Here is a 13,459-nt window from a genome sequence, read left to right as displayed (position 1 = left end):
GGTGCGCTACGCAGTCCTGCGCCGCCAGGCCTGCCAGAGCGAAAGAAGAAGCAGCGCCGCCGTCGCGACGACGAACCCTGCCGCGATCGGACGCTCCAGGAACACCATCGGATCCCCGCGCGAGATCAGTAGCGCGCGGCGCAGGTTCGTTTCGATCAGCGGGCCGAGGACGAAGCCCAGCAGCAAAAGCGCCGGACTGAACGCGGCAAGCGCCAGCAGGTAGCCGACCAACCCGATCCCCGCGACCGCGATGATGTCGAAGGTCAGCCCCCGGACCGAGTAGACGCCGAGGCAGACGAACACCAGGATCGCAGGGTAGAGCCAGCGGAACGGAATCCGCAGCATCGCCACCCAGATCCCGATCAGCGGCAAGTTGAGGATCAGAAGCAGCAGGTTCCCGATCCCGAAACTGGCCACCAGCCCCCAGAACATCTCGGGCCGCGCCTCGAGCATCAGGGGGCCCGGCTGGATGCCGTGGATCACGAGCGCGCCCAGCATCAGCGCCATGATCGGATCGCCCGGAATCCCCAGCGTCAGGGTCGGCACGAAGGCCGTGATCGCGGCCGCGTTGTTCGCCGATTCCGGCCCCGCGACGCCCTCGACGGCGCCCTTGCCAAACCGCGACGGGTCCCGCGCGACCCGCCGTTCCATGGCATAGCTCAGGAACGAGGACAGGGTGGAGCCCGTGCCCGGCAACGCGCCGAAGAAACTGCCGAGTGCGCCGCCCCGCAGGGTAGGCCAGCCCATGCGGCGGAGATCGTCGCGCCCCGGCAACAGCCGGCGCAGCCCGATGCGTTCGACCACGCCCTGCCGGTCCGGGTCCCGGACATTGGCAATCACCTCGGCCACTCCGAACAGCCCCATCGCGAGGGCGACGAGGTTGATCCCGTCCAGGAACTCGGTCTGTCCGAACGTGAAGCGTTGCACGCCCGAGTTCACGTCCGTTCCCACGCAGCCCAGAAGCAGCCCCAGCGTGACCATCGCGAAGCCCTTGGCGAACTGATCCGTCCCGATGGTCGAGGCGGCGACGAGGCCCAGGATCATCATCGCCGCGTAATCCGCCGCTCCGAACGCGGTTGCGGCGCGGGATAGCCACTCGGCCAGCATCACCAGCACCATGATCCCGATGACCGACCCGGCGAAGGACGAGGCCATCGCCGCGAACAGCGCGACCCCGGCCCGACCCTCGCGCACCATCGGATATCCATCCAGGGCGGTGACCGCCGATTGCGGCGTGCCCGGCAGGCGCATCAGGATCGAGGCGACCGCGCCGCCATACTGCGCGCCGTAATAGACCCCGGCCAGCATGATCAGCGCCGCTTCGGCCGTGATGTAGTAGGTCACCGGCAGCAGAAGCGAAATCGCCGCCATCGCTCCGATCCCCGGCAGAACGCCGACGAAGGTCCCAAGAACGACGCCGAGGATGCAGTAGATCAGCACCCCGGGTTGCATCGCGAACCCGATGCCGTAGAGCAGCCCCTCCCAGGTCGTCATGGCAGGCGCGGCCAGAGCGGCAGGGTCATCCGCAGCCCGAAGCTGAAGACCAGGACCGTCAGCAGGGTGACGGCCAATGTCAGCACCATACGCCACGTCCAGCCCGGCTGCGGCGCCGGAAGGCTGGCGACCAGCACCGAGGCTGCGGTCGCACCAACGAGCCCCAGGCGCGACAACCCGAGGCCGAAGATCACGATCGACGCCAGCACCGCCGCCGCGGCCCAAGGCTGAACGCGCGACGGCACGCCGGTCCGGCGCAACGCGGGAAGCGCCACGATCAGCCCGAGTGCCGCCAGCATCGCTCCCAGAACGGTGGGAAAGAACCCCGGCCCCATCCGACGGAGGGTGCCGAGGTCATAGTAGGCCAGCGCCCAGCCGCAGGCAGAGAGTCCCACGGCCGCCAGCGCAAGCCCACCCCAGATATCGGGCCAATCGCGCCGCATTCCGGCTTACTGGCTGTCCTGAACCCGGTCGATCACCGCGCCCCACATTTCGGTATCCGTGGCGATGCGCTCTTCAAGGTCGGCCGGCGTCCCGGGCGCCGCCTTCCAGCCGATCGCCAGCAGCTTCTCCTGAACCTCGGGATCGGCGAGGATCTCGTTCAACTCGGTGTTCAGGCGCTCGATTACCGCCGGGTCGGTGTCCGCCGGCGCGATGAACGCGTTCCAGAGTTCGGCCCGGAAATCGTCCGGAAGGCCCGCCTGCCCGGCCATCACCGGCACGTCGGGCGCCTGCGGGAAGGGCTCGGCCGAGGTGATGCCGAGCATCTGCATGTTGCCAGCCTCGACATGGGGCATGGCGGCCGACGGCGCCATGAAGCCCGCGTCGATCTCGCCGCCCATGATCGAGGTCGTGACTTCGGCGTAGCTGGTGAAGGGGATGTGCAGCATGCTCACGCCGGCTTCATCGGCGAAGAGCTCCGCCGTCAGGTGCGCACCGGACCCCTGCCCGACCGAGCCATAGGTCAGCGCTTCGGGCTCTGCCCCCGCCGCATCGACGAAGCCCTGGAGGTCGCCAATGTCCGAATCGGCCGAAACCGCCAGTACCAGCGGCGACGTTGCGATCAGCGTCACAGGCGCGATGTCCGCCCCGACGTCGTAGCCGGTGTCGTCCATCAGCCGCTGCGCTGTGGTCAGCGGGCCGTTGATCGTGGTGCCGAAGGTATGCCCGTTTCCGGCGGAGGCGAGCATCTGCTGGACCCCGATCACCCCACCCGCGCCCGGCTTGTTCTCGACGACGACCGGCTGACCCAGGCGCTGCGCAAGCGGCTCGGTGATGATGCGCGCAAGCGTGTCGGGCGAAGAGCCGGCCGGGAAGCCGACGAAAACGTGCACCGGCTCGGTCGGCCATGCATCCTGCGCGAGGGCCGGGAAGGCGGCAAGTGCAACGGCGCAGGACAGTGCGGCGCGGCGGGTCAGAATGATCGTCATGGTGGTCCCCTCCTGAATGGTTCTCCGCACAGAGCACGACGAGGACGGGGTTTCAATCTTGTTGGTCGCCGGCAGGCGGGTCCACAGCGACCAGGGCTACAGCGTGCAGATGATCCCCCGCACCGTCGCGTTCAGCAATTGACGTGCCAAGGGGGTGACGTCAGCCCGGGATCAGGGGGTTCTGCCGTCATCTTGGGAAAACGCGTCCATCGAAGAGCTTGCGCGCCGTCCGCAGCGTGCCCGTACGGATGACCCGACCCGCTTCGTCGCGCTCGATCAGCACATCCGCGGCGCCACCGGGATGAGCGATGCGGAACGTCGTTCCCTCGGGCAGTTGCGCGACCTCGTGGGCGGGGCTGCCCGGCAGAGTCGCGGCGGTGGCGGCGGTGATCGCGGCGAAGACGCCGATGGTGGCGTGGACGCGGTGGGGGATGAAGCTGCGGGTCATCAGCGCCGCGCCGCCCGGGTCGCGGCTGACGAGGAACATCTTGGGCACCGACTTGTCCGACACATCGCCTAGGGCCATCAGGTGGCCGGCTTTCAGGCGAATGGCCTCGACCCGATCCTTGAGGTCGGCATTGGCCTCGAGCTCCTCTCGCCCTTCCCGCCCGGTGATCCCCAACGCGTCCGCGCGCATCACGACGCAGGGCATCCCGTTGTCGATGAGGGTGCAGGAGACGCCCTCGATCTCGTCCGCCTCGTGGCCCGTGGGCAGAAGCGTCCCGCACATCGACCCCGCGACGTCGTCGAACATCAGCGGGATCGGCGCGTGGCGGCCCGGCACCCCGTCGATCGAGGCATCGCCACCATAGCGGACCCGCCCGCCCGGGGTCTGGATCGTGGCCGTGGCAACCTCGCCGGTATTGACCATGTGGATGCGGATGTTCGTCTCGTCGCCGGTAGCCCCGACCAGTCCGCGCTCGATCGCGGCGGGGCCGACGCCCGCCAGGATATTGCCGCAGCCCTGCGCGTCGCTGACGAGAGGGCGGTCGGGGAACACTTGGAGGAACCAGTAGTCCACATCCGCATCGTCCCGGGTCGAGGGTGACAGGATCGCCACCTTCGAGGTCAGCGGGTCGGCCCCGCCGATCCCGTCGATCTGGTTGGCATCGGGCGAGCCCATCACGCGCAGCAGCAGATCATCGAGTGCCGCGCGGTCTGTGGGCAAGTCCGAGGCCAGGAAATACGCCCCCTTCGACGTGCCGCCGCGCATCCACAGGCAGGGAAGTCCATCCATCCCGTCGGTCCTTTCCGGTTCAGACGTATTTCAGGCCCTTCTCGGCCAGCGTCCCGCGCATGTCGTAGATGTCGAGGCCGAGCTCGCCCGAGGCGAGGCGCTGGCGCTTCTCGTCCTCCTTCGCGAGCCGCTGTTCCGCCTTCTCCAGCACAGCGGCGGCATCGGCACGGCGGACGACGCACACCCCGTCATCGTCGGCCACCACCACATCGCCCGCCTCGATGATCTGGCCCGCGCAGACGATGGGGACGTTCACCGAGCCCGGCGTCTCCTTCACCGTGCCCTGCGCGCTGATCGCCCTGGACCAGACGGGGAAGCCCATCTGCGTCAGGTCCCGCACATCGCGCACGCCGGCGTCGATGATCAGCCCCCGGCACCCCCGCACCATGGCCGAGGTCGCCAGCAGGTCGCCAAAATACCCGTTGTCGCAGGGCGAGGTCGGCGCCAGCACCAGGACGTCGCCCTCCTGCAACTGTTCGATGGCGACATGCAGCATCCAGTTGTCGCCCGGAGGCGCGCTGATCGTCACCGCGCTGCCCGCAATCTGCGCGCCCGCGTAGATCGGGCGCATGTACGACTGCAGGCAGCCGATCCGCCCCTGGGCCTCGTGGACCGTGGCGACACCGGCCTGCCCCAGCTTGTCGACAACGGCGCCGTCCGCCCGCTCGACGTTCTGCACGACCTTTGCCATGTCAGTCCTCCTCGACCGGCGGAGTGCCGTGGGTGTGGAACGTCTCGATCGTCTTCAGACCCCAGGCCTGGCCCTTCTTGCGGTCGGCCTCGGTCCAGATGACAGGCTCCCAATCGGGGGCGAGGATCAGCCGCGCGCCGGAATTGGCCAGCTCCACGCGATTGCCCGCGGGCTCCCAGACATAGAGGAAGAACGTCCCCTGGATGGCATGCTTGTGAGGGCCCGTTTCGATGTGGACCCCGTTCTGCAGGAAGATGTCGGCAGCGCGCAGGATGTCCTCGCGCTGATCGGTGGCGTAGGTGACGTGGTGCAGGCGGCCGTTGCCCTTGCCGTGCTCTTCGGCACAGGCGAGGTCGTAGGTCTTGTTGTTCACGGTGAACCAGCAGCCGCCGATCCGGCCGTTATCGAGCTGGATCATCTCGGTCACGCGGCTGCCCAGGCAGGTCTCCATGAAGCGCCGGAACTCTGTCACGTCCGCGGCCAGGAGGTTCAGGTGGTCGAGCCGGCGCGGCGCCGCCCCGGTGAAGGCCGAGGCAGTGTTCTTCAGCGCGGGCGCGTCGTCACCCTCTGCCGTGTACCAGCGAGTGTCGTAGTAGATCTCGAACACGTGGCCGAACGGGTCCTCGAACCGGAAGGCCCGCCCGTGGCCCTCGTCGCCCTCGTTCCAGCCGTGGGTCGTGTAGCCCGAAGCCTCGATCGCCGCGACCCGACGCTCCAGCGCCTCGGGGCTGGCGGCGCGGTAGCCGATATGGGCGACGCCGGTGCGGTCGGCGCGGGTCAGCTTGAGCGTGTGGTACTCGTAGTCGTCCCAGGCCCGCAGGTAGGCGCTGTCGCCATCCCGCCTCGACAGCTTCAGCCCGTAGACGCGGGTGAAGAAGTCGAGGCTTTCCTCGAACTTGTCGGTCAGCATCTCGATGTGGCCGAGATGCGCGATGTCATGGATCAGGTTCATAGCTCGTCCACCGTGCGCGGGAAGATCGACTGGAAGCCCTCGGCATACTTGCATTCACGCCCGCCGGCCTGACCGCCCGAGTTGCGGCGGAAGTGATTGGCGCGGTTTTCGGCGACTCGGGTGTAGTAGTCCCAGAGGTGGTGTTGCCCCTCCATGGACTCGATCGCGGCGCGCTTCCTGTCCCAGACCGGCGTGATGTCGAGGAACGTATCCGGCTTCCAGCCCATCTGCTCGGTCTGGTGCGGCTCGAACAGGTAAAGCTGCGGCGCGCCCAGCACCTTCTCGCCCGGCTTGTGGCCCCAGGCCTGCGCGATCATCCGGCACTCCAGCGCGATCTGCGTCGTGTAGGAATGGTCGGTGTTGTAGGGGTCGTACTGGCTGTGGCTCATCATGAAGGACGGCTGTACGCGCCGGATGACGTCGACGATCTGGTCCTTGTCCTGTCGGTCCAGCTCCAGCGGATAGTCGCCCTTGTCGAGGCAGACGATCTCGGCCCCGAGCGCCTTTGCGGCGTTCTCGGCCTCCTTCCGGCGCACGTCCTTCACGGTCTGAAGGTCCATCCCCTCCTGCTTCCACAGCTTGGCGCTTTCGCCGCGCTCGCCGAAGGTCAGGCACAGGACGGTGACCTCGTAGCCCATCTGCGCGTGCAGCGCGATTGCGCCACCACATCGCCAGACGAAATCGGCGGCATGGGCCGATATGACTAGGGCAGTTTTCGGGGCGGTCATGCTGTTCTCCTCTCGACGGCGTGGGACCGTTCATCCCATGCGACCCGGGCAGAGGTCCATTCCGAAGCCCGTGCACAGGTATAAGATGAAGCTATAGGGGCTGGCGCCACAACCCCCGTGGCACTGTTCCGGTTGATGGAGGTAACGTGACAGACATTCCCGCAGCGGCCGCGAGGCGCCCTGGCCATGCCGATCCGCGCCGAAACGCGCTTAAAGGCCGATGATCGCGACGAACCTGCGCCATCTGCGGCTGTTCCTCGCCGTGGCCGAGACGCGGTCGCTGACCCGGGCCAGCGCGCGGCTCCACGTCTCGCAGCCTGCCGTCACGCAGGCGATCCGCAAGCTCGAACGCGTCAGCGGCGGGATGCTGTTCGAGCGCACGGGCGCCGGCTTCTTCGTCACTCCCCGCGGCGAGGCGCTGGCCGCGCGCCTGTCCCGCGCCTTCGCGATCCTCGACCCCGTGCTCGCCGACGTTTCGCCCCGCCTGAAGCTCACGGCCACGCGGGCGCAGCTGCAAGCGCTGATCGCCCTCCACGAGACCGAGAACTACACCCTCGCCGCCCGCCGCCTCGGGCATGCGCAGCCGACCGTCCACCGCGCCGTCGCCCAGATCGAGCGCGAGGCCGGTCGCCGTCTCTTCGAACGGACGAGCTTCGGGATGACGTCGTCGCGGCTAGCGGCGACCGTGGCCCGCGCCGCCCTGCTGGCCTTCCGCGAGTTCGAGCTGGCCGAGGCGGACCTGGCCGAGCTCGACGGCGGGGTCGCCGGGCGCATCGTGATCGGAGCGCTGCCCATGGCGCGCTCGGTCCTTCTGCCCCGCGCGCTGGCGATCCTCCATGCCGAGCGCCCGCAGCAGCGCATCCGGGTGGTGGACGGCCTCTACGACGAGCTGCTGACCGAACTGCGGCGCGGCGATCTCGACGTGATCGTCGGCGCCCTGCGGGACCCCGCACCCATCGGCGACGTGGTGCAGGAGCGTCTCTTCGACGACCGCCTCGCCGTGATCGCCGGTCCGACCCACCCCCTCGTCGACGCGATTCGCTTGGGTCGCGCCGACCTTCACGGCGTGCCGTGGGTCGTTCCCCGCAGCGGCACCCCGTCCCGCGTCCATTTCGATGCGTGGTTCGGCGAGAACGCCCCGCAAAACGTGATCGAGGCCGGTTCCATCCTTCTCATGCGCGAGATCCTGGCGCATGGTCGCCACCTGGGCTGCATCTCCGCGCTGCAGGCCCAGGCCGAGATCGCGAAGGGGCTGGTGTCCGAAATCGATGTGGATGCCACTTGGCCGAACCGCCCCATCGGCCTCGCATACCGGGGGAGCTGGGTCGCCACCCGCCAACAGGCGCGCCTTCTCGAGCTGCTTCGCACGCCCGCCAGCTGACCCCTTTCCCGCACGGCAGATGCGATGCCGCGGGTTCCCGCGCTGCCCGGACCCGCCTAGTCTCCAAACCGGAGGTGCACCATGACCAGGCCCGAGGATCGACTGTCCACGCACGAGGTGACGAACCAACCCGCGCGCGCGGCACCCCGCGACCCGTTCGGAAGCGACCCCACGCTTGCCGCCCATGCAGCGGCCCAAGGCGCGGACTGCCCGCATCTTGCGCGCTTCGGTACTGCATTGTCCGCCGCCTGGAACCTCGCCGCCGAAGCCCGGCGTGTCCCGCCCGAACCCGTGATCTTCGACCGCCACGGTCGCCGGCTGGACGAAGTGCGCTTCCACCCCGCCTATCACGACCTCATGTCCCTGGGCCTCGGCCATGGCTACGCCTCTCTTCCGTGGTCGGGCGCGGCAGGCGGGCACGTCACTCACGCCGCGATGGTCTACCTTATGAGCGGGGTCGAGCCCGGCGTCTGCTGCCCCATGACCATGACCCATGCGGGCGTCCCTGCCCTCGCCGAAGCCGGGATCGACGACTGGGCCGAGAAGCTCGCCACCCCCGGCTACGACCCTTCGGTCGCTCCGCTGTCGGCCAAGCGCGCCGCCACGCTCGGCATGGCGATGACCGAAAAGCAGGGCGGCTCGGACGTCCGCGCGAACTCCACCCGCGCCGCGCCCGAGGGGGACATGTGGCGGCTGACCGGGCACAAGTGGTTCTGCTCGGCGCCCATGTCCGACGGATTCCTGACGCTGGCGCAGACCGATGACGGCCTGTCCTGCTTCCTCGTGCCCCGCTGGCTCGAGGACGGGTCGCGCAACGGGGTGCACCTGATGCGGCTGAAGGACAAGCTGGGCAACCACGCCAATGCCTCGGCCGAAATCGAGTATCATGGCGCGCTCGCGCAGATGGTGGGCGAGCCTGGTCGGGGCGTGAAGGCGATCCTCCGCATGGTGCACCACACGCGTCTCGACACGGCCCTGGCGCCGGCGGGCCTGATGGGCGCGGCCCTGGCCGAGGCGGCGCATTGGTGCGAGGGACGCTCGGCCTTCCAGCGCCGGCTGATCGACCAGCCCCTGATGCGCGCCGTCCTCGCCGACCTCGCGCTGGATTGGGAGGGGGCGACGGCCCTCGGCCTGCGCGTGGCGCGCGCCTTCGACGAGGGCGACCCGCTGGCCCGCGTGGGCGTGGCACTCGCGAAGTTCGTGGCCAACAAGCGGGCGCCGACGGTCATCGCCGAGACGATGGAGGTGCTGGGCGGCATGGGCTACGTCGAGGAAACGCCGATGCCCATGCTCTACCGCGAGGCGCCGCTGAACGGCATCTGGGAGGGGTCGGGGAACGTCATCTGCCTCGACATCCTGCGCACACTCGCCCGGGACGAGGCCGCGCGCGAGGCGCTCGACGCCACCCTGCGCGATGCTGCGGGGGATCGCGCCTACGACGCCGCCCTCGCCGCGTTCCGGGATCGCTGGCCCGCCCTGCCCGACGAGGCCGAGGCGCGCTACTACGCGGAACGGCTCGCGGGTCTTCTCACTGCCGCTACTCTGTTCCAGACCGCGCCAGCCGCCGTGGCCGAGGGGTATGCCGCCAGCCGCCTCGGTGCGGATCGTGGCCTGCTGCCGGGGTCGGTCACGGGCCTCGACACGGCGGCGCTGATTGGCCGGTTGCCACGCTGACGCTTGCGCATCGGGCCGCGCACGCCACATCTGGAGAAACCCGCAACGGAGGGCTCCGGGCATGAAACTCAAGAACGTCGCGATGCAAATGGCGCTGGCCATGGCCGCCGCCAAGGGCGTGCAGGCTTTCGAGAAGGCCGGCGGGATCGAGGGGGTGCGCCGCAAGCTGTCCGGCTCCAAGGGAGGCACCACCCGCTCGGGCGGGTTCGGCGGCCTGCTGAGCCAGCTCGGCATCGCCGATACCGGCTCGGGCGGGCGCACCGATATCGCGGGGCTTCTGAACGGACTTGCAGGGACCGCGAGTGGCGCCTCGGGCGCGCAGAAGATGCGCGGGCTGCTGGACACCACCCGCGAGACCCCCGAGGACACGCCGGAAGAAGAGCAGGTATCGGGCCTCATGCTGCGGGCGATGATCCAGGCTGCGCGCGCCGATGGCGAGATCGACGCGGCCGAGCGGAAGTCCCTGATGGAGGTGGTCGGCGATGCCGACCCGGAAGAGACCGCATTTATCGAGCGGCAGATGGCCGAACCCGTCGACCCCGAAGCTCTCGCCCGCGACACGCCCGAGGGCCATGAGATCGAGGTCTACACCGCCTCGGTCATCGCCATCCAGCCCGACAATCGCGCCGAGGCCGAGTATCTCGACCGGCTGGCCCGCGCCATGGATCTCGAGCAGCGCGTGGTCAACCAGATCCATGAGGCGCAAGGCAAGCCGCCGCTCTACACGCTGTGATGCGCTACCTCGTCTATGACGTCTTCACGGACCGCCCATTCGGGGGCAATCCGCTTGCCGTCTTTCCCGATGCCGTGAACCTCGACCCTGCGCTGATGCAGCCGATCGCGCGCGAGTTCGGGTTCTCCGAAACGACCTTCCTGCTTCCCGGGGACGGCGAGGTGCGCACCCGCATCTTCACGCCCACGCAGGAGATCCCCTTCGCCGGTCACCCCCTGATCGGCGCGCTGGTCGCGCTGCATGACGAGGGTGCGCCCGAGCAGGTGACGCTCGGCACCGGTGTCGGCCCGGTTCCGGGGCGGGTGGTGGACGGCATCGCCTCGTTCCGGCGAGAAACGGCGCTGGAGGTGCTTCATGCACCCGACGCTGCGCTCATGGCGCGCTGCCTGTCGATCGAGACGATCACGGAGGCCACGGTCACCTCGGCCGGCCTGCCCTTCGCCTTGGTCGAGGTGCCGGATCGCGCGACACTGTCTCGCACGCGGCCGTACCTCGACGCCTTTCGCGAGGCGGCGGCACGCTACCCGCTGCCCTTCGACTTCGCGATCTACGCCTATGTCCGGGACGGCGACACGATCCACGCCCGGATGTTCGCGCCGCTCGACGACATCCCCGAAGACCCCGCGACCGGCAGCGCGGCGACGGCGCTCGCCCTCTACTTGGCTGGGAACGGGACGCTGAGCCTGACGGTCCACCAGGGAGAGGACATGGGACGACCGTCCCTAATCCGCGCCGAAGCGGCAGACGGCGCGGTGACCATCTCGGGCCAGGCCGTGCGCGTGATGGAGGGGCGCCTGACCCTCTAGCGGGGCTGGCGTTGCACGGGGCAAGGGACTAAGGCGCGGGACATGACCACTGACAGCTCCACCCCGGCGGGTGACGACAATTTGCGCGCGACCGGCTTCATGGTGCTGTCCATGGCTCTCTTCGCGACCGAGGACTTCTTCATCAAGCGCATCACGGTCGAGATGCCCGTGAGCCAGATGCTGTTCATCATCTGCTCCACCACGGCCGTGATTCTTGCGCTGCTGTGCGTGCGGAAAGGCCTGCCGCTGGTGACGCGCGACGTGCTGGGGCCGCAGGTGATGGGGCGTAACTTCTGCGAGGCCTTCGCCACCATCAGCTTCGTCACCGCGCTGGCGCTCGTGCCGCTCACGCTGGCGACGGCCATCCAGCAGGCCACGCCGCTTCTGGTGACTGCAGGCGCCGCGATCTGGCTGGGCGAGACCGTGGGCTGGCGGCGTTGGACGGCGGTCGCCGTGGGCATGGCCGGGGTGCTGCTGATCCTGCGGCCGGGGCTCGACGGGTTCCAGCCCGAGGCGCTGCTGGTGATGATCGCCGCGGTGGGGCTGGCCGCGCGCGACGTGATCTCGCGCCGCATCCCGTCGCGGATCGCGACGTTGCAACTGGCGTTCTGGGCCTATGTCACGCTGACGATCGGCAGCGGCGCCCTGTGGCTGGTCCGCAGCGCGACGGCGGTTCCCGAACTTCGCGTCTGGCTCGAATTGGCGGCGGCCATCGGCCTCGGGGTGATCGGCTACCTTGCGCTGACGACGGCCACGCGGCTTGGCCACGTCTCGACCGTCATCCCGTTCCGCTACACGCGCCTCGTCTTCGCGATGATCCTCGGCGTGATCCTTCTGGGAGAGCGGCCCGACGCCCTGACGCTGATCGGCGCGGCGATCGTCGTGGGCAGCGGTCTTTACGCCCTGATGCGCGAGCGGCGCCGAAAACGGGCGATACCGCCCCGGGGACGTTCGCTGATGCGCTGACGCGCGAACCAATGGCCAAGCGCCCTCGCGTGCGTTAACTGAACGCAACGCTACGCAAGGAGGCACTTATGAGCGCGATCATCGACATCGTCGGCCGCGAAATCCTGGACAGCCGGGGCAACCCCACCGTCGAAGTGGACGTGGTGCTGGAGGACGGCAGCATGGGCCGGGCCGCGGTGCCCTCCGGCGCCTCCACCGGCCAGCACGAGGCGCACGAGCGCCGGGACGGCGACAAGGGACGCTACTTCGGCAAGGGTGTGCTCGAGGCCGTCGCGGCCATCAATGGCGAGATCGCCGAGGCGCTTCTGGGCATGGACGCGACCGAGCAGGAAGCCATCGATGCCACGATGATCGAGCTGGACGGCACCGCCAACAAGGGCCGCCTGGGCGCCAACGCGATCCTCGGCGTGTCGCTGGCCACCGCCAAGGCCGCGGCCGAGTTCACGATGCAGCCGCTGTTTCGCTATATCGGGGGCACGTCGGCCCGGACCCTGCCTGTGCCGATGATGAACATCATCAACGGCGGCGAGCACGCGGACAACCCGATCGACATCCAGGAATTCATGATCATGCCGGTCTCGGCAACGAACATCCGCGAGGCCGTGCGGATGGGTGCCGAGGTGTTCCACACCCTCAAGAAAGAGCTCTCGGCGGCGGGCCTGTCCACGGGCATCGGTGACGAGGGTGGCTTCGCCCCTGACATCAAGTCGACCCGCGATGCGCTTGATTTCATCATGCGGTCCGTGGAAAAGGCGGGCTACACGCCAGGCGAGGACATCATGCTCGCCCTCGATTGCGCCGCGACCGAGTACTACGAGAACGGCAAGTACGAGATGAAGGGCGAAGGCGCCTCTCTGACCTCGGAAGAAAACGTCGGCTACCTCGAAAAGCTGTGCGCCGACTACCCGATCCTGTCGATCGAGGATGGCTGCTCGGAGGATGACTGGGACGGCTGGAAGATGCTGACCGACCGCCTCGGCGACCGCATCCAGCTGGTGGGCGACGATCTCTTCGTGACCAACCCCGAGCGTCTGGCACAAGGGATCGAGAAGGGCTGCGCCAACTCCATGCTGGTCAAGGTGAACCAGATCGGCTCGCTGTCGGAGACCCTGCGCGCGGTCGAGATGGCCCACCGTGCCCGGTTCACCAACGTCATGTCCCACCGCTCGGGCGAGACCGAGGACGCGACCATCGCCGACCTCGCCGTCGCCACGAATTGCGGGCAGATCAAGACCGGCTCGCTGTCGCGCTCGGACCGGCTGGCGAAGTACAACCAGTTGATCCGGATCGAGGAAATGCTCGGCGAAACCGCCGTTTACGCAGGCAAGTCGATCCTGCGCTGACCCTGCAGGCGGGGCGGCCGTGGA

Annotated in this window: 13 protein-coding genes; 6 read left to right on the top strand and 7 right to left on the bottom strand. The window is 68.7% G+C overall.

Annotated features, from left to right (window positions below; genetic code table 11):
- Nucleotides 1–6: 6 nt before the first annotated feature.
- The 7 genes from PAM7066_RS14945 to PAM7066_RS14915 form a co-directional block, all read right to left on the bottom strand.
- Entirely contained in the window at nt 7–1,494 is a 1,488-nt protein-coding gene (locus tag PAM7066_RS14945) for a tripartite tricarboxylate transporter permease (RefSeq protein ID WP_085855036.1), read from the bottom strand.
- A complete protein-coding gene (locus tag PAM7066_RS14940) occupies nt 1,491–1,937 on the bottom strand; it encodes a tripartite tricarboxylate transporter TctB family protein (RefSeq protein ID WP_085855035.1) in 447 nt (148 codons plus the stop codon). Before PAM7066_RS14940 ends, PAM7066_RS14945 begins: the two co-directional genes overlap by 4 nt.
- A 6-nt stretch (nt 1,938–1,943) precedes the next feature.
- Nucleotides 1,944–2,924: a Bug family tripartite tricarboxylate transporter substrate binding protein gene (locus tag PAM7066_RS14935; protein ID WP_085855034.1), complete on the bottom strand. Its 981-nt coding sequence runs from the start codon at nt 2,922–2,924 to the stop codon at nt 1,944–1,946.
- Nucleotides 2,925–3,111: 187 nt separating this feature from the next.
- On the bottom strand, nt 3,112–4,161 hold the full coding sequence (locus tag PAM7066_RS14930) for a 4-oxalomesaconate tautomerase (protein WP_085855033.1): 1,050 nt from the start codon (nt 4,159–4,161) through the stop codon (nt 3,112–3,114).
- Nucleotides 4,162–4,180: 19 nt separating this feature from the next.
- A complete protein-coding gene (locus PAM7066_RS14925) occupies nt 4,181–4,852 on the bottom strand; it encodes a 4-carboxy-4-hydroxy-2-oxoadipate aldolase/oxaloacetate decarboxylase (RefSeq protein WP_085855032.1) in 672 nt (223 codons plus the stop codon).
- 1 nt (nt 4,853) lies between these two features.
- Nucleotides 4,854–5,804 carry a VOC family protein gene (locus PAM7066_RS14920; RefSeq protein ID WP_085855031.1) on the bottom strand — a complete coding sequence of 317 codons (951 nt, stop codon included), beginning with the start codon at nt 5,802–5,804 and terminating at the stop codon, nt 4,854–4,856.
- Entirely contained in the window at nt 5,801–6,532 is a 732-nt protein-coding gene (locus PAM7066_RS14915) for a PIG-L deacetylase family protein (protein WP_085855030.1), read from the bottom strand. The genes PAM7066_RS14920 and PAM7066_RS14915 overlap by 4 nt, the downstream gene beginning before the upstream one ends.
- 220 nt (nt 6,533–6,752) lie before the next feature.
- Here PAM7066_RS14915 and PAM7066_RS14910 point away from each other — a divergent pair, with 220 nt between their 5' ends.
- The 6 genes from PAM7066_RS14910 to eno all read left to right on the top strand — a co-directional run bounded on the left by PAM7066_RS14910 (nt 6,753) and on the right by eno (nt 13,435).
- Nucleotides 6,753–7,913: a LysR family transcriptional regulator gene (locus PAM7066_RS14910; RefSeq protein ID WP_085855029.1), complete on the top strand. Its 1,161-nt coding sequence runs from the start codon at nt 6,753–6,755 to the stop codon at nt 7,911–7,913.
- Nucleotides 7,914–7,994: 81 nt separating this feature from the next.
- A complete protein-coding gene (locus PAM7066_RS14905; RefSeq protein ID WP_085855028.1) occupies nt 7,995–9,587 on the top strand; it encodes an acyl-CoA dehydrogenase family protein in 1,593 nt (530 codons plus the stop codon).
- Nucleotides 9,588–9,648: 61 nt separating this feature from the next.
- Nucleotides 9,649–10,320: a DUF533 domain-containing protein gene (locus PAM7066_RS14900; protein WP_085855027.1), complete on the top strand. Its 672-nt coding sequence runs from the start codon at nt 9,649–9,651 to the stop codon at nt 10,318–10,320.
- Nucleotides 10,320–11,126: a PhzF family phenazine biosynthesis protein gene (locus PAM7066_RS14895; RefSeq protein WP_085855026.1), complete on the top strand. Its 807-nt coding sequence runs from the start codon at nt 10,320–10,322 to the stop codon at nt 11,124–11,126. Before PAM7066_RS14900 ends, PAM7066_RS14895 begins: the two co-directional genes overlap by 1 nt.
- Nucleotides 11,127–11,168: 42 nt before the next feature.
- Nucleotides 11,169–12,092, top strand: coding sequence for a DMT family transporter (locus tag PAM7066_RS14890; RefSeq protein WP_085855025.1), 924 nt, complete (start codon nt 11,169–11,171; stop codon nt 12,090–12,092).
- A gap of 68 nt (nt 12,093–12,160) precedes the next feature.
- Nucleotides 12,161–13,435: a phosphopyruvate hydratase gene (eno, locus tag PAM7066_RS14885; protein WP_085855024.1), complete on the top strand. Its 1,275-nt coding sequence runs from the start codon at nt 12,161–12,163 to the stop codon at nt 13,433–13,435.
- Nucleotides 13,436–13,459 lie beyond the last annotated feature (24 nt).

It is taken from the genome of Palleronia marisminoris, from assembly GCF_900172315.1.
Lineage (GTDB): Bacteria > Pseudomonadota > Alphaproteobacteria > Rhodobacterales > Rhodobacteraceae > Palleronia > Palleronia marisminoris.
Note: the sequence above shows the minus strand (reverse complement) of the source record. Positions and strands in the feature narration are given on the sequence as shown.